Annotated in this window: 19 protein-coding genes; 9 read left to right on the forward strand and 10 right to left on the reverse strand. The window is 69.5% G+C overall.

Features of this window, described 5'->3' with window-relative positions:
* Positions 1–75: 75 nt before the first annotated feature.
* Together AC6LJ5_RS09800 and AC6LJ5_RS09805 are read right to left on the reverse strand one after the other, a co-directional pair.
* Positions 76–1617, reverse strand: a complete 1542-nt coding sequence (locus AC6LJ5_RS09800; RefSeq protein WP_392408946.1) for a hydantoinase/oxoprolinase N-terminal domain-containing protein — start codon at positions 1615–1617, stop codon at positions 76–78.
* A 10-nt stretch (positions 1618–1627) separates the two neighbouring features.
* Complete coding sequence (locus AC6LJ5_RS09805) at positions 1628–2692, reverse strand: S-methyl thiohydantoin desulfurase family protein (RefSeq protein WP_392408945.1); 1065 nt, start codon at positions 2690–2692, stop codon at positions 1628–1630.
* A gap of 275 nt (positions 2693–2967) precedes the next feature.
* Between AC6LJ5_RS09805 and AC6LJ5_RS09810 the strand changes: the two genes are divergently transcribed.
* From AC6LJ5_RS09810 to AC6LJ5_RS09840, 7 genes are all read left to right on the forward strand, one after another.
* The gene (locus AC6LJ5_RS09810; protein ID WP_103271392.1) at positions 2968–4554 is read left to right on the forward strand and encodes an ABC transporter substrate-binding protein; all 1587 of its coding nucleotides are present in this window, start codon (positions 2968–2970) and stop codon (positions 4552–4554) included.
* A gap of 14 nt (positions 4555–4568) precedes the next feature.
* Complete coding sequence (locus tag AC6LJ5_RS09815) at positions 4569–5579, forward strand: ABC transporter permease (protein WP_392408943.1); 1011 nt, start codon at positions 4569–4571, stop codon at positions 5577–5579.
* Positions 5580–5584: 5 nt separating this feature from the next.
* On the forward strand, positions 5585–6481 hold the full coding sequence (gene nikC / locus AC6LJ5_RS09820) for a nickel transporter permease (protein ID WP_103271394.1): 897 nt from the start codon (positions 5585–5587) through the stop codon (positions 6479–6481).
* Positions 6482–6522: 41 nt separating this feature from the next.
* Positions 6523–7551 carry an ABC transporter ATP-binding protein gene (locus tag AC6LJ5_RS09825; RefSeq protein WP_498140353.1) on the forward strand — a complete coding sequence of 343 codons (1029 nt, stop codon included), beginning with the start codon at positions 6523–6525 and terminating at the stop codon, positions 7549–7551.
* Positions 7541–8491, forward strand: a complete 951-nt coding sequence (locus AC6LJ5_RS09830; RefSeq protein ID WP_498140354.1) for an ABC transporter ATP-binding protein — start codon at positions 7541–7543, stop codon at positions 8489–8491. The genes AC6LJ5_RS09825 and AC6LJ5_RS09830 overlap by 11 nt, the downstream gene beginning before the upstream one ends.
* Before the next feature lie 71 nt (positions 8492–8562).
* Complete coding sequence (locus tag AC6LJ5_RS09835) at positions 8563–9480, forward strand: LysR family transcriptional regulator (protein WP_392408940.1); 918 nt, start codon at positions 8563–8565, stop codon at positions 9478–9480.
* Between the two features lie 115 nt (positions 9481–9595).
* Positions 9596–10303, forward strand: a complete 708-nt coding sequence (locus tag AC6LJ5_RS09840) for a FadR/GntR family transcriptional regulator (protein ID WP_498140355.1) — start codon at positions 9596–9598, stop codon at positions 10301–10303.
* Positions 10304–10388: 85 nt separating this feature from the next.
* Here the strand turns inward: AC6LJ5_RS09840 and otnK are convergent, their stop codons facing one another.
* From otnK to AC6LJ5_RS09875, 7 genes are all read right to left on the reverse strand, one after another.
* Positions 10389–11648 carry a 3-oxo-tetronate kinase gene (otnK, locus tag AC6LJ5_RS09845; RefSeq protein WP_498140356.1) on the reverse strand — a complete coding sequence of 420 codons (1260 nt, stop codon included), beginning with the start codon at positions 11646–11648 and terminating at the stop codon, positions 10389–10391.
* A complete protein-coding gene (gene ltnD, locus AC6LJ5_RS09850; protein WP_392408937.1) occupies positions 11645–12565 on the reverse strand; it encodes an L-threonate dehydrogenase in 921 nt (306 codons plus the stop codon). Before ltnD ends, otnK begins: the two co-directional genes overlap by 4 nt.
* 52 nt (positions 12566–12617) lie before the next feature.
* Positions 12618–13589, reverse strand: coding sequence for a D-erythronate dehydrogenase (gene denD, locus AC6LJ5_RS09855; protein ID WP_212314384.1), 972 nt, complete (start codon positions 13587–13589; stop codon positions 12618–12620).
* 45 nt (positions 13590–13634) lie between these two features.
* The gene (gene otnI / locus AC6LJ5_RS09860; RefSeq protein WP_103271402.1) at positions 13635–14423 is read right to left on the reverse strand and encodes a 2-oxo-tetronate isomerase; all 789 of its coding nucleotides are present in this window, start codon (positions 14421–14423) and stop codon (positions 13635–13637) included.
* A 23-nt stretch (positions 14424–14446) separates the two neighbouring features.
* A complete protein-coding gene (locus AC6LJ5_RS09865) occupies positions 14447–15766 on the reverse strand; it encodes an MFS transporter (RefSeq protein WP_233772801.1) in 1320 nt (439 codons plus the stop codon).
* Positions 15767–15852: 86 nt separating this feature from the next.
* Positions 15853–16503 carry a 3-oxo-tetronate 4-phosphate decarboxylase gene (otnC, locus tag AC6LJ5_RS09870; protein ID WP_498140357.1) on the reverse strand — a complete coding sequence of 217 codons (651 nt, stop codon included), beginning with the start codon at positions 16501–16503 and terminating at the stop codon, positions 15853–15855.
* Positions 16504–16730: 227 nt separating this feature from the next.
* Positions 16731–17417: a DJ-1/PfpI family protein gene (locus tag AC6LJ5_RS09875; protein ID WP_103271405.1), complete on the reverse strand. Its 687-nt coding sequence runs from the start codon at positions 17415–17417 to the stop codon at positions 16731–16733.
* A 134-nt stretch (positions 17418–17551) separates the two neighbouring features.
* Here AC6LJ5_RS09875 and AC6LJ5_RS09880 point away from each other — a divergent pair, with 134 nt between their 5' ends.
* Complete coding sequence (locus tag AC6LJ5_RS09880) at positions 17552–18514, forward strand: GlxA family transcriptional regulator (protein WP_498140358.1); 963 nt, start codon at positions 17552–17554, stop codon at positions 18512–18514.
* A 19-nt stretch (positions 18515–18533) separates the two neighbouring features.
* Here AC6LJ5_RS09880 and AC6LJ5_RS09885 read toward each other — a convergent pair whose 3' ends face one another.
* Entirely contained in the window at positions 18534–19268 is a 735-nt protein-coding gene (locus AC6LJ5_RS09885) for a GntR family transcriptional regulator (protein ID WP_498140359.1), read from the reverse strand.
* Positions 19269–19637: 369 nt separating this feature from the next.
* Here AC6LJ5_RS09885 and AC6LJ5_RS09890 point away from each other — a divergent pair, with 369 nt between their 5' ends.
* A complete protein-coding gene (locus AC6LJ5_RS09890) occupies positions 19638–20540 on the forward strand; it encodes a dihydrodipicolinate synthase family protein (RefSeq protein WP_392408932.1) in 903 nt (300 codons plus the stop codon).
* Positions 20541–20613: the final 73 nt, after the last annotated feature.

The raw sequence follows: 20613 nt of genomic DNA on the forward strand, positions 1-20613 counted from the left end.
CCGGCCTGAAAAACCGAAGGCTGTCCGGCAACAGCCCCGGCACTGCAATCGTCCGATGCCCAAGCCCCGCCCTGTTCAGCCCGCGCGGCCAGCGATCTCGCCCACCACCCGCACCCGCGCCCGGACGGCGTTGCCCGGCAGGTAGGCCAGCGGAATGTCCTCCTGCTCGATCACGGTGACGGTATCCGCGTCGGCGCCGGCGGCCACCGCGCGGCCCACGGCGATCTTGCGCGCCTGTTCCAACAGTTCCTCGCGGCCGAGGTTGGTGAAGATCTGGTCGACCTCGCCCGACACCTGCGCGATGGCCGCGCCCACGGCATTGGCCACCGCGTGATTGGCCACCCGTGCGACTTCCGAGAAGCCCGCCACGCGATCGGGAATCAGCACCGAGCCGCCGCCGACCGCGATCAGCGGCACGTCGCGCGCATCGCTCTTCATGCGGTCGCTGGCTTCGGCGATGGCTTCGTGGATGCGCGCCAGCGCCCCTTGCACCGTGGCCGCGCTCAGGTGCGCCACGCGCGAGCGGTCGCCGATGTCGGCCAGGCCCGCCGCCACCGCGATGTCGGTGCAGGTCAGCTGATTGCCGCCGAACACCAGCGCCTCCTGCAGCAGCCGGTGGCCCACGCTGACCGGCCCGATCTGCAGGGTATCCGGGTTCACCAGCGTACCGCCGCCCACGCCGATGGACAGCAGATCCGGCATGCGGAAGGCCGTGCGCACGCCGCCCACCTCGACCATGTTGTTGGCCTGCCGGGGGAAGCCGTTCTGCACGCAGCCCACGTCGGCGGTGGTGCCGCCCACGTCGCAGACCACCGCGTCATTGATCTTGGCCAGGAACACCGCGCCGCGCATGGAGTTGGTCGGCCCCGACGCGAAGGAATGCACCGGGAAGTCGCGCGCGTTCTCGGCCAGCGTCACGGTGCCGTCGTTCTGCGTCAGGAACAGCGGCGCGTCGATGCCGCTGTCGGCCAGCGCCTGCACGAAGGCGTCGGTGGTCTTGTGCGCCAGGTCGATCAGCGTGGCGTTCAGCAGCGCGACGTTCTCGCGGCCCAAAAGGCCGATGCGGCCGAGCTGGTGCGAATAAGTGATGCGGCAGTCCGGATGCTCCTGCTTCAGGATCTCGCCGGCACGCAACTCGGCGTCGCCGATCAGCGGCGAGAACACGCCGCTGATCGCCACGGTCGACACGCCCGAGGCGCGGATGGCGCGGGCGGCGTCGCGCACCGCGCGTTCGTCCAGCGGCATCAGCTCGCGGCCGTCGAACTCATGGCCGCCCTGCACCAGATAGGTGCCGCCGTTGACCTTCTGCGCCAGGTCCTCGGGCCAGTCGCAGAACGGCAGCAGCGAGGCCGCGGCCGGCAGGCACACGCGCAGCGCGGCGGCGGGCTCCAGATCGCGGCGCTGCACCACCGCGTTGGTGAAATGGGTCGTGCCGATCATCACCGCCTCGGGCGCCGCGGCCTGCGGGCAGGCCTGGATCAGCGCCGCCAGCGCGCGCCGCACGCCAGTGGTCACGTCGGAAGTGGTGGGCGACTTGACCGCCCCGAGGACCTGGTTGTCCTGCACGAATACGGCGTCCGTGTTGGTGCCGCCTACGTCGATGCCAATGTGTTTCATAGCGATTGCTTCACGCGAAGACGGTGCGATAGTCGATGTCGAATCCAAACGCGCGCGGGCCGACCAGTTCGAGGCCGCGTTCGCTGGTGAATACCTGGGGCGCGGGCAAGGCCAGCACGCTGACACGCTGGCCGAAGCGCAGCACGTCGGTGCCGATGCCGTCGCCGCTGACCGAGTCCAGCACGCAGATCAGGTCCGGCGTCATGACCTCGGGCACGCCGTCGCGCTCGCCCACCGAGAACTCGTTCTGGAAATGCAGCGTGTAGCGCGAACCGCGATCCTCGCCCAATCCTTCGAGCACGGCGCGGCCGCGCAGGAAGCCCGCCGTGGTGCGGCGTTCCACGTCCACGACCTTGCCGCTGAACATGCGCTTGCCGCCGGATTCCTGCAGCACCGCGTCGATCACGTCGTCGTGCTGGCGCCGCGCGCGCAGCACCACCTCGCCCAGCCGGATGGCCTTGCTGACTGTGTAGAGGATGCCGTGTTCCTTGACCTCGGCGCCGCTGCGCGGGGTCTTGCAGGTGGCGGCGGTGGAGCCCATCTCGACCACCACCTTGCGGCTCAGGCGCTCGACCCAGGTGGCCGACGCGGCGCGCGTGACGATGACCTCGTTGTCGCGGATGTCGGCCACGGCCAGCGGATACATGGGCAGGCCGCGCACGGCGAAGCTGGTCATCTGGGCCTCGGGATAGGCGCGGCCCATGCTGTCGGCGTCCACCACCGGCAGGCCCATCAGCGCGGCCACCATGAAGGGTTGCAGGCCGTTGCCGCCGCCGATTTCCAGCGCCATGATGGCGCGGAAGCGCTGGCCGCAGTATTCCTCCATCATGCGCACCGGCTTGACCGCGAAATGCGGATCGGCCAGCCGTTCCTGGCCGACCAGCGGCGCGCCCATGCCCGACACCACCGCCACGCGGTCGTCCTCGTTCAGGTACATGGGATCCAGCAGCGAGGCGCGATAGCCCTTCTTGTAGAGCTGGCGCATGTTGAGCAGTTTCTGGTACGGATCGCCGCCGCCGCCGGTGCCCAGTATCCAGGCGCCCACGGCCAGGGCTTCCATCTCTTCGGCGGACACGACGCGCGTTCCGGTTTGCGTGCTTGCGACTACAGATAGCATGGTTCGATGAAGTCTCTGGTGAACCGGGAAGGTGGCCAAACATTACTGCGCGCTTCCAAGCCCGGGCAAATTGAATCTGTGCATGCCTCGCATAAACCCAAATCATGCGGCGGCATGCGCTGCGCCTATGCGCCGCATTCTTCGTATTTATTTGCCGCCGCCGGGTCCATCTGCAAATATCGGCGTACAGACTCCGGCAGCGTCCGGCACGCGACATACAAGGGGAAACACCAATGCGGCATCGTCTGAGCAACTTCCTGCTGGCGGCGGCCATCGCCTGCGCGCCGCTCGCCTCGCATGCGTTCGAGACCGCCAACGGCAAGCGCATCCTGGTCATCGGCGGCCAGCAGGCCGTGTCGGTGATGGACCCTGCGCAGAAGTACGACTTCTCGATCCGCACCATCCAGCAGGCCACCTACGACGCGCTGCTCAAGTACGAGGGCGACCCCGTCGAGCTCAAGCCCTGGCTGGCCACGTCCTGGACCGTCAACGACGACGCCACCGTCTGGACCTTCAAGCTGGACCCGCGCGCGAAATTCCAGAACGGCGATCCGGTGGACGCCGCCGCGGTCAAGGCCTCGTTCGAGCGCACGCTCAAGCTGAACAAGGGCCCGGCCTGGATGTACACCGATTTCCTCAAGCCCGAGAACATCAGCGTCGAAGACCCGCAGACGCTGCGCTTCACGCTCAGCCGCCCCTACGCGGCCTTCCTCAGCCTGCTGCCCTGGTGGTACGTGGTCAACGTCAAGCAGGCCATGGCCAACGAGCACAATGGCGACTATGGCCAGCAATGGCTGACCGATCACACCGCCGGCTCCGGCCCTTACCGCGTCAAGCGCGTCGAACCCAATTCCCTGTACGAGCTGGAAGCCTGGGACGGCTACTGGAAGGGCTGGCCGCAGCCCGAGAAGGCGCGCCTGGGCGGCATCATCTACCGCGTCATCACCGAGAACTCCAGCCGCCGCGCGGCGCTGGCGCGCGGCGAGATCGACATCGCCGGCAGCCTGTCGCCCGAGGACCTGGACCAGCTCGAATCGGTCAAGGGCGTGAAGATCGGCCGCAAGGCCGGCACCGGCATGGGCGGATTCGGTCTGAAATTCAATACGCAGGGCAAGTACATGTCAGACCTGAACCTGCGCCGCGCCCTGGCCTACGCCTTCGATTACGACTCCTTGCTGAAGATCTACAACGGCCGCGCGCGGCTGATGGACAGTCCCTTCCCGCCGTCGGTCAAGGGCCATGTGGCCGTGCCCGACATGCCGCGCCGCGACATGGACAAGGCCCGCGCATACCTGGCCAAGTCCAAGTGGCCGCAAGGCGGCATCGAGCTGGAATACGTCTACGTGCAGGGGCTGGAGGAAGAGCGCCAGATGGGCCTGTTGCTGATCGACAATCTCAAGCCGCTGAACATCACGATCCGCATGGTGCCGCTGACCTGGCCCAACATGGTGGCGCGCGGCGCCAAGGCCGAGACCTCGCCCGACATATTCGCGTCCTTCAGCACCACCATGTCGATCGATCCGGACCCGGTGGCCTACATGTATCACAAGGGTTCCTGGGGCCAGTACTACGCCACGCATTTCCTGGACGACCCGGAACTGTTCTCGCTGATCGACCGCGCACGCACGCTGCCGGCCTGGTCCGACCGCCAGCCGCTGTATGAAGAGATCCAGCGCCGCATCGTGGCGGACCAGCCCGAGATCTTCGGCATGATCCGCGACCGCAACACGGCCACGCGCGACTACGTGCAGGGCTTGGTGGACTCGCCCATCCGCATGGCCAGCGAGTTCGACCTGTACCCGCTGTACATTGGCCGCTAGGACCGTCACGCCCCATGCTGCGCTTCATCGTCAAACGCTCGGCCTTCATGCTGCTGATGGTGGCGGGCCTGCTGGCCATCACCTTCACCATCTCGCACGTGGCGCCGGGCGATCCTGCCCGGCTGGCCGCCGGCCCGAACGCCACCGAGGCCATGGTCCAGACGCTGCGCGCCGAGTACGGCATGGACAAGCCGGTGGTGGCGCAGTTCGGCGGCTATCTCGCCGGCGTCGTGCAGGGCGACCTGGGACGCTCCATCACCACCACCCGGCCGGTGTTCCAGGACCTGCTGCGCTATTTCCCCGCGACGTTGGAGCTGGTGTGCTTCGCCATCCTGCTTTCCATCGTCGGCGGCGTGGCGCTGGGCACGCTGGCCGCCGCCACGCAGAACCGCTGGCCCGATCACCTGATCCGCCTGCTGTCCACGTCCGGCGTGGCCTTCCCGATGTTCTCGCTGGGCCTGCTGCTGAAATACGCCTTCGCCCAGCACCTGGAATGGCTGCCGCTGGGCGGCCGGCTCGACATGCTGGCCTTTCCGCCGGACACCATCACCGGCTTCTACACCATCGACAGCCTGCTGCACGGCGACGTCGACACCTTCCTGTCGGCGCTGTCCTACATGCTGCTGCCGGCGCTGGCGCTGTCGTTTCCGGCGCTGGCCTCCATCATCCGCGTCAACCGCGCCGAGATGCTGGAAGTGCTGCGCCAGGACTACATCGTCGCGGCGCGCGCGCACGGCGTGGCGCCCTGGCGCGTGATCGCCAAGTACGCGCTACGCAACGCCATGCTGCCCACGCTGGCCATGATCGGCCTGCGCTTCGGCTGGATGCTGGGCGGCACGGTGCTGATCGAATCGGTGTTCGACTGGCCCGGCATCGGCCTGTACGCGGTGCAGGCCACCATGAATTCCGACTTCCAGCCCATCATGGGCGTGACGCTGGTGCTGGGCGTGAGCTTCATGCTCATCAACTTCGTCATCGACATCATCTACGGCCTGCTGGACCCGCGCGTCCGGCAGCAGGGTTGAGCACCATGTCCACCACCGCCCTACCCACCTCCCAGGATGCGCGGCACGGCCTGGGCCGCCAGCTGCGGCTGTATGCCAGCACCTTCGCGCGCAACAAGTCCGCCATGCTGGGCCTGGTCATCGTCGTCGGCTTCCTGCTGGTGGCGCTGTTCGCGCCCTGGCTGGCGCCCTATCCCGAAGACGCCGCCGGCAGCGTCAAGCTGGCGCAGAAGCTGCTTCCGCCCAGTTCGGCGCACTGGTTCGGCACCGACGAGATGGGCAACGATGTGTTCTCGCGCGTGATCCTGGGCGCGCGCACCTCGTTGCAAATCGGCCTGACCATCACCGTGATCGCCGCGCTGATCGGCGTGCCGCTGGGCGTGATCGCCGGCTACTTCGGCGGCCGCGTGCAGGAATGCATCATGCGCGTCACCGACATCTTCCTGTCGGTGCCCGGACTGGTGCTGGCCATCGCCATCGTCGGCGCGCTGGGGCCCGGCATCCTCAACGCCATGATCGCGCTGTCGCTGGTCTGGTGGCCGGGCTACGTGCGGCTGGTGCAGGCCAAGACGCTGTCGCTCAAGGGCGAGGTCTATATCGACGCGGCCCGCATGATGGGCGCCGGCCCGCTGCGCATCGTGTTCGTCCACATCCTGCCCAACTGCGTCTCGCCCATCGTCATCAAGGCCTCGATGGACATGGGCATGGCCATCCTCAGCGCCGCCAGCCTGGGCTTCCTGGGCCTGGGCGCGCAGCCGCCCGCGCCGGAATGGGGCGCGATGATCTCCGTGGGCCGCAACTACCTGCCGCAATGGTGGTGGTACTCGGCCTTTCCCGGCCTGGCCATCTACCTGACGGTGCTGGGATTCAACCTGATCGGCGACGGGCTGCGCGACGTGCTCGACCCCAAACAACGAGGCTGAGGCTTCCCCCGAAGCGCCGGAAGCGCGGCGGAACGACTGACATGAACGCACCTTTGCTCGAATTCGACGATTTCAAGCTGCACTTCGATACCTTCGACGGTTGCTACCAGGCGCTGGACGGCGTCACGCTCAGCGTGGCGCCGGGCGAAGCCCTGGGGATCGTGGGCGAAACCGGCTGCGGCAAGTCGGTCACGGCCAAGAGCGTGCTCGGGCTGATGCCCAGCCCGCCGGCGCGCGTGGCGGGCGGCGACCTGCGCTATCGCGGCCGCAGCCTGCTGGGCCTGGATGAAGCCGCCATGCGCCGCATCCGTGGCGTGGAGATCGCGATGATCTTCCAGGATCCCACGACCTACCTGAATCCGCTGTTCACCATCGGCGACCAGATGTCGGCGGTGATCGCCGCGCACGACGCCGGCAAGCCGCGCGGACAACGCCGCGACGCGCGCCAGCGCCGCGCCCATGCCACCGAGATGCTGGCCCGCGTGCACCTGCCCAATCCCGACACGCAATTGACGCGCTATCCGCACCAGCTGTCCGGCGGCCAGCGCCAGCGCGTGCTGATCGCCATGGCGCTGGCCGGCTCGCCGTCGCTGCTGATCGCCGACGAGCCCACCACGGCGCTGGACGTCACCATCCAGGCGCAGATCCTGGACCTGCTCGACGAGCTGCGCCGCGACCTGGGCCTGGCCATCCTGCTGATCTCGCACGACCTGGGCGTGATCTCGCGCGTCTGCGACCGCGTCGCCGTGATGTACGCCGGCACGGTGGTCGAGACCGCGCCGGTGCAGGCGCTGTTCGACGCGCCGCGCCATCCCTACACGCGCGGCCTGCTGGCCTCGGTGCCGCACCCGCGCCGGCCCGCGCAGATGCCGGTGGGCATCCCCGGATCCGTGCCCAACCTGCTGCATCCGCCCGCCGGATGCCGCTTCCAGGCGCGCTGTCCGTCCGCCGCCGCGGCCTGTGCCGTCAAGCGCCCGCCCACCGTGGAACTGGCGCCGGGCCACGGCGCCGCCTGTCTGCTGCTGACGCCGGCCTCGGCCACCGCCGGAGGCCGCGTCCATGCTGCTTGAGCTGCAATCCGTATCGCGCGAGTTCGCGATGAACGACGGCCGCAAGCTGCACGCGGTCAACGAGGTCGACCTGGCCATCGCGCCCGGCGAGGCGCTGGGCCTGGTGGGCGAGTCCGGCTGCGGCAAGTCCACGCTGGGCCGGCTGTGCGCGCGGGCGCTGGACCCGACGCGCGGAAAGGTCATGTTCGAAGGCCGCGACATCACCCGGCTGCCGCCCGCCGAGCTGCGCGCGCTGCGCCGCTCGATCCAGTTCATCTACCAGGATCCGCATTCGGCGCTGAACCCGCGCATGACCATCCTGCGCAGCGTGTCCGAGCCGCTGATCCTGCATACCGATCTGCGCGGCGCCAGGCTGCGCGCGCACGCGGCCGAGCTGATGGAGATGGTGGGCCTGCCGGCGCAATTCCTCAGCCGCTATCCGCACGAACTGTCCGGGGGCCAGAAGCAGCGCGTGTGCATCGCCCGCGCCATCGCGCTCAAGCCCAGGCTGCTGGTTCTGGACGAACCCACCTCGGCGCTGGATGTATCGGTGCAGGCGCAGATCCTGGGCTTTCTCAAGGATTTGCAGGAGCGCTTCCAGCTGTCCTATCTGTTCATCTCGCACAACCTGGCGGTGATCCGCGCGCTGTGCCCGCGCGTGGCGGTGATGTACCTGGGCCGCATCGTCGAGCAAGGCCCCACCGAGGCGGTCTTCGCCCAGCCCCGCCACCCTTATGCGCAGGCGCTGATCGACGCGATCCCGGTGCCCGAGGCGCGCCAGCCGGAGCGCCGCATCGTGCTGCAGGGCGACATCCCCTCGCCCATCGACCTGCCGCGCGGCTGTGCCTTCGCCTCGCGCTGCCTGCAGGCCATCGCCGGCCGCTGCGACGCGACGCAGCCGGGGCTGTACCGCGACGGCGCGGCGCGCGAGGTGCGCTGCCATCTGTACGCGCCGGCCTGAGCGGGCCGCGCTGACACGCTCCTGACGGCCGGCAAGATGGTAAAACAGCACACTGATATGAGTCGCCCGGCATGACCGCTCTCGTGGACAAGTTCGCCAACCAGCTCGACTGGAACCTGCTGCGCACCTTCATGGTGATCGTGCAGGAACGCAGCATCACGCTGGCCGCCCACCGGCTGTCGGTGACGCAGCCCTCGGTCAGCGCGGCCCTGCGCCGCCTGGAAGAGCGGCTGGACCGCCGGCTGATCGAACGCGGCGGCGCGGCGTCCTTCCAGCCCACCGCCGCCGGCGAGGTGCTGTACCGGCACTGCGCCGACATCTACCGCCTGGTCACCGCGCTGCCCGACGCGCTGGACGCGGCCCATAGCGCCGTGCAAGGCATCGTCACCCTGCACCTGAGCGGCCATGTGCACTGGCCCGAACTGCCGGCCCTGATCGCCGCCTACCGTCAGGAGTATCCGCTGGTCCGCTTCCGCATCAAGCGCGGCACCTGCGGCGACATCCTCAGCCTGCTGGCGCAGAAGAACGCCGCGCTGGGCGTCGTGTCCGCGTCCGACGCGCGCCCGACCCTCAGCCGTGCGCCGCTGTTCGAGCAGGACATGCTGCACTACGCCGCCGCCGGCGCGCCGTCCGGCGAACTGCGCGGCGCGCCCGTGATCGGCTACGAAGACGAACAGACCGGCGCGCCGCTGGCCGCGCTGGCCGTGCACCGGATCCGCTGCGGACTGGAAGGCGCCACCGTGGCCGAGGGCCTGGACTGCGACGCCGTCGCCGCGCTGGTGCGCGCCGGCGCCGGCATCGGCGCCCTCCCGCGCCGCTACGCCGAGGCCGATCCCGCCCTGGCGGCGTTGCCGCTGGAACCCGTGACGCTGCCGGTCTACCTGGTGCGCCACGAACAGGCCGGCGCCAGCCGCGCGGACCAGAGCTTCCTGCAATTCCTGGCGTCGCGTCTGCCGGCCGCCAGCACGCCCCGCGCCGCCTCGGACTGAGCCGCCCCGCGCCGGGCAAGCGCACGCGCCCCTGCGGTTATCATTGCGCGTAGCCCGGACGCCCCCGCCTGCCAGACGGACGGCGCGGATCCGCCCACCCCTGCCGCCGCGACCCATGTCGTTCCCCAAACTCTCCTCGCCGCCCACCCTGACCGACACGGTCACCAAGCGCCTGCTCGCCGAAATCCAGGAAGGCCGCGCGCAGCCCGGCGACAAGCTGCCCACCGAAACCGCGCTGGCCGAACAGTTCGGCGTCAGCCGCACCGTGATTCGCGAAGCGGTGTCGCGGCTGCGCCAGGACGGCATCGTCGAGGCGCGCCAGGGCAGCGGCGTATTCGTCACCGGCGCCACCGGCAACCGCGCGCTGCGCATCGACGCCGCCGAGCTGCGCTCGCTGGATGCCGTGCTGCATATTGTGGAATTGCGCCGCGCGCTGGAGACGGAGATCGCCGCGCAGGCCGCGGCGCGGCGCAAGAAGCGCGACATGGCCGCCATCGACGCGGCGCTGGCCGCGATCTCCGAGGCCGTGGCCGCCGGCGGCGACGGCGTCCAGGAAGACGTGGCCTTTCACCGCAGCATCGCGCACGCCACGGGCAACCCGTACTTCCTCACCACGCTCACCTTCGTCAGCCAGTTCCTGGTCGCCGCCACCCGCATCACACGCGGCAACGAGGCGCGCCACGCCGACCAGATGCGCGCCGTGCTGCAGGAACACGCCGCCATCGTCGAGGCCATACGCGGCCAGGACGTGGAAGGCGCGCGCGAAGCGGCCCGCGTGCACATGGTCAACGCCGCCAAGCGACTGAGCCTGGCGCACCGCTGAACGGCGCGGCGACGATTGCCGCAAGAGGCCACGTCATCCGCCCACGCTCAAACGCGCGGGCGCGCCGTCGCCAGCAGCGCCGGCATCAACCTTGCGCGAACGCCTTCAGGAAGAAATCCGCGGCGCCGAAATTGCCGGACTTCAGCGCGATGCTGATGTCGGCATCGACCGCCGCCGCGCGGCCCGAACACCAGGGCACGCCCGGATCGATCTGCTCGCCGATGGCGATCTGCTCCAGTCCCAGCGCCTGCACCACCGCGCCCGAGGTCTCGCCGCCGGCCACGATGAGCTGGCGCACGCCGAGTTCGATCAGACCGCGCGCGATGCGGGCGATCTCGGCCTCGATCAGCGCGCCGGCCCGTTCCGCGCCCAGCGCGCCCTGCGTCTGCCGGACGCTGTCCGGCGCGGCCGTGGAATAGAGCAACACCGGTCCCGAGGCCAGCAAGGGCCGCGCCCACGCCAACGCCTCGCCCGCCACGTCCTCGCCAGCGGCGATGCGCAGGGGATCCAGCGCCAGCGCCGGACGGCCGCTGGCGATGAACGCGGCAACCTGCCCATTGGTGGCGGCCGAGCAGCTGCCGGCCACCACGGCCTGCGCGCCGGCCGCGCGCGCCGGCGCCGTGGCCGCGCCCGGCGTCAGGGCCCAGTTCGCCGGCAGGCCAATCGCCACGCCCGAACCCGCCGTCACCAGGGGCATGCCCTTCAGCGCCGGTCCCAGAGCCAGCAGGTCGTCGTTGGACACGGCATCGACGATGGCGATCTCCACGCCCTCGGCGCGCAGCGCGGCGATGCGCTCGCGGATGGCGGCGCTGCCGCGCGCCACCACGGCATGGTCGATCAGGCCGACCTTGCGCCGCGTCTGCGCCGCCAGCACGCGCAGCAGGTTCGGATCCGTCATGGGCGTGAGCGGATGATGCTGCATGCCCGACTCGTTCAGCAGCACGTCGCCCACGAACAGATAGCCCTTGAACACCGTGCGCTTGTTGTCCGGAAAGGCCGGCGTGGCAATGGTGAAGTCCGTGCCCAGCCGGGCCATCAGCGCATCCGTCACCGGGCCGATATTGCCCTGCGGCGTGCTGTCGAAGGTGGAGCAGTACTTGAAGTAGATCTGCTCCGCGCCCTGCGCCCGCAGCCATGCCAGCGCCGCCAGCGAGTGCGCGACCGCCTCGTCGGCGGGCAGGCTGCGCGTCTTGAGCGCGACCACTACCGCGTCGGCATCCGCGCGCAGCGGGCCGCCCGGCACGCCGATGGTCTGCACGGCGCGCATGCCGGCGCGCACCAAATTGTTGGCCAGATCGGTGGCGCCGGTGAAGTCGTCGGCGATGCAGCCCAGCTTGATGCTCATTTCGCCTCCGGCAGGCGGATGCCCGGGAAGATCTTGATGACCGCGCTGTCGTCCTCGCGGCCATGGCCGGCGGTGGACGCCTGCATGAACATCTGGTGCGCGGTGGACGCCAGCGGCAGCGGGAATTTGCTGTGACGGGCCGTGTCCAGCACCAGCCCCAGATCCTTGACAAAGATGTCCACCGCCGACAGCGGCGCATAGTCGCCGGCCAGCACGTGCGCCATGCGGTTCTCGAACATCCAGCTGTTGCCGGCGCTGTGCGTGATCACTTCGTACAGTGCATCGGCGTCCACGCCCTCGCGCAGGCCCAGCGCCATGGCCTCGGCGGCCGCGGCGATGTGCACGCCGGCCAGCAGCTGGTTGATGATCTTGACCTTGCTGCCCGCGCCGGCGCGGTCGCCCAGCCGGTAGACCTTGCCGGCCATCGCTTCCAGCACGCCTTCACAAGCCGCGTAGGCGGCGGCGCTGCCGGCCGTCATCATGGTCATCTGGCCGGCGGCGGCCTTGGCCGCGCCGCCTGAGATCGGCGCGTCCAGATAGTGCAGGCCCAGCGCCTGCAGCCGGGCCTCCAGCGCCACGGACCAGTTCGGATCCACGGTGGAGCACATGACGAACACCGAGCCGGGTTGCAATTCGCCGGCCAGCCCGCCGTCGCCGAACAATACGGCCTCGGTCTGCTGCGCGTTGACCACCACGCTGACGATCACATCGCAGGCCCGCGCCATCTCGGCCAGCGTGGCGCAGGCCACGCCGCCCTCGGCGGCGAAGGCGGCGGCGGCCTCGGCGCGCACGTCGTACACGTGCACGGTCAGGCCGGCGCGGCGCAGGCTGCGGGCGATGCCCGAGCCCATCGCGCCCAGGCCGACCACGCCGACGCGGCGGCCGGTCGAGTTGGAAGAAGAAGTTGTGCTGTTCATGGTGTGAAGAGAGTGACGGCGATGAGTTGCGATGATGGGCGGCCGGGCGCGCTCAGCGCGGCAGGTCGTCGTCGATGTAGGCCCGGATGATGTCGGCGAAGCTGCCGTCGCCTGACAGCCCCAGCCGTTCGGCCCGGGACGTGTCCCAGCGGCCCGGCCAGCTGCCGACGATGCGCTCGACGCGCGCGTCCGGCTCCCAGTGGATGCGGTCCGCGACCGTGTCGCCCGCCACCTCGCGCAGCGCCCGCGCCATGTCTTGGGCCGTCACGCAGACGCCGGGCAGGTTGATGGGCGCGCGGCTGTCCAGCCGCGCCGCGTCCAGCTCGCAGCCCGCCACCAGCGCCGCGATCGCGCCGCGCGGCGACAGCAGCCACAGCCGCGTGCCGGGACGCACCGGGCACACGGCATCCTCTCCGTTCAGCGGCTCGCGGATCATGCCGCTGGCGAAGGACGAGGCGGCGGCGTTGGGCTTGCCCGGCCGCACGCTGATGGTGGGCAGGCGCAGCACCCGGCCGTCGACGAAACCGCGCCGCGTGTAGTCGGCCAGCAGCAGCTCGGCGATGGCCTTCTGCGTACCGTAGGACGATTGCGGATTCAGCGCGGTATCGTCGCGCACGATCTCGGGCAGGTCTCCGCCGTACACCGCGACGGAGCTGGTGAAGATCACGCGCGGCCGGTGTCCCAGCGCGCGGCAGGTTTCGAGCAGCGCGCGCGAGGCATCCAGGTTGATGCGCATGCCCAGGTCGAAGTCGGCCTCGGCCTGCCCGCTGACGATGGCGGCCAGATGGAACACGACGCGCGTGTCGGCGTCCATCGCCTGACGCAGCACGGCCGGGTCGGAAATATCGCCCACCTGCGCATGCGCGCGCGGATCGCCGTGCGTATCGGCGGCGACCACGTCCAGCAGATCGATGCGCGAGATCGGCTCGGCCGCGCCGTCCAACGTCAGCACGCCTTGCGCCAGCAGCTTGCGCGCCAGCCGCTGGCCCAGGAAACCGGCGCCGCCGGTGATGAGTATCTTCATGGCTGTGTGCCTCGTAGCGGATTCAGGGGTGCATGGCGCGCCGGATCAGGCGCCCCGGTTCAGATAGGGCCGCGCCCAGCCCAGGCCGGCCGATGTGCCCGCGCGGGGCCGGTACTCGCAGCCGATCCAGCCGTCGTAGCCCAGCGCGTCGATCTGCTCGAACAGGTAGGGGTAGTTCAGCTCGCCCAGGTCGGGTTCGTGCCGGTCCGGCACGCCCGCGATCTGGATATGGCCGATGCCGGCCATGTCGCGGCGCAGTTTCATCGTCAGATCGCCTTCGACGATCTGGCAGTGATAGCAGTCGAACTGCACCTTCAGGTTGGCCGCGTCCAGCACGGCTCGGACGGCCTGGGCCTCGTCCTGGCGCGTCAGGAAGAAACCGGGCATATCGCGTGGATTGATGGGTTCGATGACGATAGTGATGCCGGCGCCGGCCGCGAGACGCGCGGCGTAATCCAGGTTCTCCAGGTACGCGGCGCGATGCGCGGCCCGGTCCTGGCCGGGCGCGATCAGCCCCGCCATCACGTGCAGGCTGCGGTTGCCCAGCCGCGCGGCGTATTCCAGCGCCTGGTCCAGCCCGCGCCGGAACTCGTCCTGCCGACCGGGCAGCGAGGCGATACCGCGCTCGCCGGCCTGCCAGTCGCCGGGCGGCGCGTTGAACAGCGCCTGCGCGAGGCCATGCGCGTCCAGCCGCGCACGGATCTCGGCGGCGGGATGCTCGTAGGGGAACAGGAACTCCACCGCCCGGAAGCCATCGCGAGCGGCCGCGGCGAAGCGTTCCAGGAAGGGATGTTCGGTGTACATCATGCTGAGGTTTGCAGCCAGGCGCGGCACGGCGATTCCTTTTCTGTATAAAGCTAACGGTTCACCATCCGGGCCGGCGTCAGCCACACGGCGACGGCGCCCAGCACCAGCAGCGCAGCCAGCACGTACATGCCGGACTGCGTCGACTGGGTCAGGTCCTTCAGGTAGCCGACCATGTAGGGGCTGACGAAGCCCGCGAGGTTGCCCACGGAGTTGACGATGGCGATGCCGGCGGCGGCGGCTGTGCCCGACAGGAAGGCGGTGGGCAGCGACCAGAACAGCGGCGCGCAGGTCAGCACGCCAGCCGCGGCCAGCGACAGGAACAGCAGCGACATCGCGGTGTTGTCGGCGAACGAGGCCGTGGCGGCGAAACCGATGGCGCCCGCCAGGGCCGGCACGATCAGGTGCCAGCGGCGCTCGCGGCGGCGGTCGGCGCTGTGGCCCAGCAGGTTCATGACCACGATGGCGCACAGGAAGGGGATGGCGCTGAGCAGCCCGATCTTGAACGCGCCGCTCACACCGGTGGACTTGACCAGCGTGGGCATCCAGAAGGTCAGCCCGTACTGGCCGGCCACGAAAGTGAAGTAGATCAGGCACATCCACCAGACGCGCTTGTCGGCGAAGACTTCGCGCAGCGAATGGCGCTGCGCGCCGGCCTGCTTCTGGTCGGCCTCGATCTCGCGCGTCAGCAGCCGCTTTTCCTCGTCGCTGAGCCACTTGGCGCGGTCGATGCCGTTATCCAGGTACATGACGGTGACGATGCCGATGAGGATGGCCGGCAGCGCCTCGATCAGGAACATCCACTGCCAGCCCTGCAGGCCGTGCGCGCCATGGAAGGCTTCCATGATCCAGCCCGACAGCGGATTGCCGAAGATGCCGGCCACGGGAATCGCGGACATGAACAGCGCGATGATCTTGGCGCGGCGCTGCGCCGGATACCAGTAGGTCAGGTACAGGATCACGCCCGGATAGAAGCCCGCCTCGGCCAGCCCCAACAGGAAGCGCAGCACGTAGAAGCCGGTGGGCGTCTCCACGAACATGAACAGGGCGGACAGGATGCCCCAGGTGATCATGATGCGCGCGATCCAGATGCGCGCGCCGATACGATGCATGAGCAGATTGCTGGGCACCTCGAACAGGAAATAGCCCAGGAAGAACACGCCCGCCCCCAGGCCAAACACCGCTTCGCTGAAGCCCAGGTCCTGCGACATCTGCAGCTTGGCGAAGCCGACGTTGACGCGGTCCAGGTAGGCGATCACGTAGCAGAGCATCAGGAAAGGCACCAGGCGCCAGAACACCTTGGCGTAGGCGCGCGCGGTGGCGCGGGCATCGGGATCCTGCGGGGTGCTGCCGGCGGCCGTCTCCACGGCCATGTCCATCCGGGTCATCGTTGTCTCCAGGGTCTTGCGCCGCGCCGGTCCGCTTGCTCACGGCCGGCGGGCTTGGTGGTCGGGAAAAATCACCAGCGGGCGCCGAACGCGGCGCGCAGTTCCTCCAGCGCGGCGGCGTCCAGCGGCTCGGGACGCGGCTGGCTCATCAGCCACAGGCGCGCGGTTTCCTCGAGTTCTTCGAGCGCGTAGGCGGCATGCGCCACGGAGCGCTCCCAGACCACCGGCCCCAGCCGCTCGAACAGCGCGCCACGCACCTGGGCAGCCAGCGCCGCCACCTCGGCGGCGACCTGGGGATCACCGGGACGGCGATAAGCGATCAGCGGAATGCGCCCGACCTTCATGACCTGGTAGGGCGTGATCGGCGGCAGGACTTCGTCCGGACGCCAGACGCCAGCCAGCGTCAGCGCCACCAGATGGGTGGAATGCGTGTGCACGATGCCGCGCGCCTCGGGATTGGCGCGGTAGATGCCCTGGTGCAGCGCCAGGGTCTTGGAGGGCTTGGCGCCGGACACCCAGTTGCCGGCGGGATCGACCTTGGACAGCGCGGCGGGATCGAGCCGGCCCAGGCAGGCGTCGGTGGGCGTGATCAGCCAGCCGTCGTCCAGGCGCGCGCTGATGTTGCCGGCCGCGCCCACGGTATAGCCACGGTTGTACAGGCTGGCGCCGACGGTGCAGATTTCTTCGCGAATGCGGGATTCGGGGCGGGTGTCTTCGGTCATGGCCTTGCGCCGGGCAGACACCCGGCCGGCCGCCAGCGCGGCCCGGACGAGGCGCCACGACAGCGTGTCTCTTTGGGTTTAAGTTATCGGGTCATCATACAAATTTGAGAAAATGGGAGGAACCGGGAAAACCCGGATCCGGAAGGTTTGAATATCAAATCGAAGGCGGCATCGCGCTCGCGGCAACCGCCGGGCCGCGCGCCGCCGGCCTGGCGCCGGCAGCCGGTTCAACCCGCCACGAAACCACGCCGCCGCGCCGCCGCCCGCACCAGCTCCGCCGGCATCATCGGCCCGGTTAGCGCGCGCGCCTGCGCCAGCGTGGCGGCGTCGGCCAGTTCGGGGCGGCCGCAGGCGTTGGGCGGCTCGGGCGCGTATTCCAGCACCAGCTCGATCAGCTTCGATGTCTCTTCGCCGCGCCAGTGCCGGATCATCGACAGGCCGAAGTCGATGCCGGCGGTGACGCCGCCGCCGCTGGCTCGGTTGCGATCGATGACGACGCGGGCCGCGTCGGGTATCGCGCCGAACTGGTCCAGGTAGTGACGCGCGGTCCAATGGCTGGCCGAACGGTAGCCACGCAGCAGTCCCGCCGCGCCCAGCAGCAGCGCGCCGGTGCAGACGCTGGTCACCCAGGCCGCGCCCTCGCCCGCCCGCGCGATGGCGTCCAGCAAGGCGTCGTCCTGCAGCGCCTCGAACGTCGGCAGCGCGCCGCCCGGCACCAGCAGCACGTCGGGCGCGGTGGAAAAGTCGGTAAAGTCATGCGTGGCGCGCAGCGTCAGCCCGGAATCGGTGAGCACGTCGCCCTTGGCGGACGCCACGAACTCGAACGCGACGTCCGGCATGGCGCCCCAGGCGGTGACAGGTCCCACCAGGTCCAGCGCCGTGAAACCCGGGTACATGAAACATACGATCTTCATTACAGCCTCGATAAAGTGTCTATGCGTTTTCGCCCTGTTTTTATAGTGTCGGCGCCCGCCGGCGACAACGCCGCGGCACAGGCAGATCCGGCCAAACGCAAGCCCGTTCGCGCCACCGCCTGGAGCGCGGCCTGATGCTCGCGCCGCGCAGCGTCGCCCTCGCCTTCGGCCCGGACGCGGCGGCGCTGGACCTGGCCGGCCCCATGGATGTGTTTTCGGCTGCCACCGCGATGCTCGGCGAAGGCGCTGGCTACCGCCTGCTGCTGGTGTCCCCGCAGGACGGGCCGGTGCGCCTGTCCAACGGATCACGCATGCTGCCCGACCTGCGCTGCGCGGACGCCAACGAACGCTACGACGTGGTGCTGGCGGCGGGCGGCCCCACGCCCGCGCACGACTCCGCCTTGAGCGGCTGGCTGCGGCGGGCCTGCCCACGCGCACGCGTGCATGGATCGATCTGCACCGGCGCCTTCGCGCTCGGCCACGCCGGGCTGCTGGACGGTCATACCGTCACCACGCATTGGGAATTCGCCGATGAGCTGGCGACCCGCTTTCCCGCCGCGCGGGTCGAGCCGGACCGCATCCATGTGCGCAGCGGCGCGCTGATCACCTCGGCCGGCGTAACCGCCGGCATCGACCTGGCCCTGGCGCTGGTGGCCGAGGACCATGGCGCGGAACTGGCGCTGCGCATCGCGCAGAAGCTGGTGGTGGTGGCCCAGCGGCAAGGCGGGCAATCGCAGTTCAGCCCCTACCTGAGCGCGCCACAGGATCCGGGCACGCCGATCGCGCGGGTACAGGCCCATGTGATGGAACACGCCGGCGACGACTACAGCGTGGCCAGGCTGGCCGCCATCGCCGGCATGAGCGCGCGCAGCTTCGCGCGCCATTTCACGCAGGCCGCCGGCATCACGCCGCGCGAATTCATCGAGCGCGCGCGCGTCGATGCCGCGCGCCGCCAGCTCGAAGGCAGCCGCCAGCCGCTCAAGGCCATCGCCTACGACTGCGGATTCGGCAACGCGGACAATATGCGGCGCGTGTTCCAGCGGCGGCTACGCGTCTCGCCCGCCGACTACCGGGCGCGCTTCAACCGCGACGCCTGAAACGCGACAGCAGCGGGCGTCAGGCGGACCTGACGCCCGCCTGCGCGTCGCTCCAGCCCGGCGCGGCCGCGCTGCTCTCCAGCAAGCGGTCGACGATGGCCAGGATCTGCGTCGCGGCCTGCTCGATATGCCGCTCCAGCGCCGCGCCGGCGTCGTCCGCCCGCCCCTCGCGGCACAGCGCGATCAGCGCCATATGCTCATCGTGGGCCTGCTGACGAATGGGCGCGTTGACGATCTGGAAGCGGAAATAGCGTTCGGACTTTTCATGCAGCGCGCGGATCATGCCCAGCGCCGCCGGCCGCCGCGCCGCGCGGTACAGGTGTTCATGCAGCTGCCAGTTCAGCTGGCCCCACTGCCTGGGTTCGGCCGCGTCCATGCGCGCCACCACGTCTGAGGCCTGCGACAGATCGGTTTCTTCCAGCAGCGGAATCGCCTCGCGCAGGATCCAGGGTTCCAGCCGCAGCCGCAGCTCGAAGAACTCCTGCACTTCCGCGCGCGACAGCATCGTCACGAACGCGCCCCGGTGGGCGATGGTGTCGACCAGTCCCTCCGCGCTCAACAGGCGCAGCGCCTCGCGCACCGGGATGCGGCTGACGCCCAGCTCCTCGGCGAACAGTTCCTGGCGCAGCGGTTCGCCCGGCGGGATGTCGCCCGACAGGATGCGGTCCCGCAATACGTCGGCCACCAGTTCCGTCGTGGTCTTGCGCACGATGCGCTGAGGGTTGGCGTCGGACGGGGAAGAATGTCTGCTCACTGCGATAGCCTCTGCTGCAAGGGGCGGGCCAGCATGCCCTGGCCAGGCGACTTCGAACCGCAAGCCGCTTGCGGCGGACCTCGGCGGCACCCCAGGGTGGCGGCACGCCCGGAATGCGGACACTAGGGGAACCCCGCAGAGACAAGAACGCGCGGATCCCGCAAGCTAGTCGCAGAATTATATTGGATCCAAAATCCCTGTCCGTTCCCGATAACGGTTCCAGATGATCCCGTGGCAGCATTTGGCGGGGTGGCACAGGAGATTTCATCGAGTGCAGGCATACCTCGCCGAATTGGATCCAATATAAAGTAACCACGATCCGTACCGAATTTCCGCCTGCTTTCTTCCCCATCGCCCAGGAGCGCACACATGGCCATCCAATGGAAAGGCGTTTTCCCCGCCGTCACCACCAAGCTGAAACCGGATTTCTCACTGGACACCGACGCCATCCGCGCCGGGCTGGAACGCCTGATCGCCAATGGCGTCAGCGGCGTCGTGATGATGGGCATGGTGGGCGAGAACGCCCAGCTCGCGCCCGAGGAAAAGCTGACCGTGCTGCGCACCGCGCTGGAAACGGTGCGCGGCCGCGTGCCGGTCATCTCCGGGCTGGCGGAAACCAGCACGGCGCGCGCCGCCGCCTACGCCCGCGAAGCCGAGAAACTGGGCGTGGATGGCCTGATGGTGTTTCCCGGCCTGACCTATAAGTCCGACGCACGCGAGACGATCGCCTTCTACCGCAGCGTGGCGCAGGCCTCGCGCCTCGAGATCCTGCTCTACAACAACCCGCGCGGCTATGGCGTGGACCTGACGCCGGACGTGGTGGCCGAACTGCTGGAATCGCCCACCATCACCGCCATCAAGGAGGAGTCCTACGACACCACCCGCGTCACCGACCTGGTGTCGCGCTTCGGCGACCGCCTGGCCGTGGTCTGCGGCGTCGACGACCTGATCGTCGAAAGCGCGGCGCTGGGCGCGCGGGCCTGGGTGTCGGGCATGGCCAATGCCCTGCCCAGGGAATCAGTGCGACTCCTGGAACTGGCCGTGGCCGGCGACTTCGCGCAGGCGCGCAAGCTCTACGCCGCGCTGACGCCGCTCTTTCACCTGGATACCGTGGTCAAGCTGGTGCAGCACATCAAGCTGGCCGAGCACCTGATCACCGGCTCGGCCGAGACCGTGAAGCCGCCGCGCCTGGATCTGGCCGGCGAGGAACGCGAGCGCACCATCGCCATCGTCAAGCGCACGCTGGAGGACCTGAAGGCGCTGGGCTGCTGAGGCCCGGCGCACCTACCCGAAGCCCCCGCCGGCGCAAGCCGGCCCGGGCGGCGGCGCCGCGGACGGCATTCGA

Source organism: Achromobacter sp. 1011791174 (genome assembly GCF_059760925.1).

Bases quoted from the DNA above. Each gene is read 5' to 3' on its own strand.
- AC6LJ5_RS09800 (WP_392408946.1), bottom strand. From the start codon at position 1,617: ATGAAACACATTGGCATCGACGTAGGCGGCACCAACACGGACGCCGTA.
- AC6LJ5_RS09810 (WP_103271392.1), top strand. From the start codon at position 2,968: ATGCGGCATCGTCTGAGCAACTTCCTGCTGGCGGCGGCCATCGCCTGC.
- AC6LJ5_RS09815 (WP_392408943.1), top strand. From the start codon at position 4,569: ATGCTGCGCTTCATCGTCAAACGCTCGGCCTTCATGCTGCTGATGGTG.
- nikC (WP_103271394.1), top strand. From the start codon at position 5,585: ATGTCCACCACCGCCCTACCCACCTCCCAGGATGCGCGGCACGGCCTG.
- AC6LJ5_RS09825 (WP_498140353.1), top strand. From the start codon at position 6,523: ATGAACGCACCTTTGCTCGAATTCGACGATTTCAAGCTGCACTTCGAT.
- AC6LJ5_RS09830 (WP_498140354.1), top strand. From the start codon at position 7,541: ATGCTGCTTGAGCTGCAATCCGTATCGCGCGAGTTCGCGATGAACGAC.
- AC6LJ5_RS09835 (WP_392408940.1), top strand. From the start codon at position 8,563: ATGACCGCTCTCGTGGACAAGTTCGCCAACCAGCTCGACTGGAACCTG.
- AC6LJ5_RS09840 (WP_498140355.1), top strand. From the start codon at position 9,596: ATGTCGTTCCCCAAACTCTCCTCGCCGCCCACCCTGACCGACACGGTC.
- otnK (WP_498140356.1), bottom strand. From the start codon at position 11,648: ATGAGCATCAAGCTGGGCTGCATCGCCGACGACTTCACCGGCGCCACC.
- ltnD (WP_392408937.1), bottom strand. From the start codon at position 12,565: ATGAACAGCACAACTTCTTCTTCCAACTCGACCGGCCGCCGCGTCGGC.
- denD (WP_212314384.1), bottom strand. From the start codon at position 13,589: ATGAAGATACTCATCACCGGCGGCGCCGGTTTCCTGGGCCAGCGGCTG.
- AC6LJ5_RS09865 (WP_233772801.1), bottom strand. From the start codon at position 15,766: ATGGCCGTGGAGACGGCCGCCGGCAGCACCCCGCAGGATCCCGATGCC.
- otnC (WP_498140357.1), bottom strand. From the start codon at position 16,503: ATGACCGAAGACACCCGCCCCGAATCCCGCATTCGCGAAGAAATCTGC.
- AC6LJ5_RS09875 (WP_103271405.1), bottom strand. From the start codon at position 17,417: ATGAAGATCGTATGTTTCATGTACCCGGGTTTCACGGCGCTGGACCTG.
- AC6LJ5_RS09880 (WP_498140358.1), top strand. From the start codon at position 17,552: ATGCTCGCGCCGCGCAGCGTCGCCCTCGCCTTCGGCCCGGACGCGGCG.
- AC6LJ5_RS09890 (WP_392408932.1), top strand. From the start codon at position 19,638: ATGGCCATCCAATGGAAAGGCGTTTTCCCCGCCGTCACCACCAAGCTG.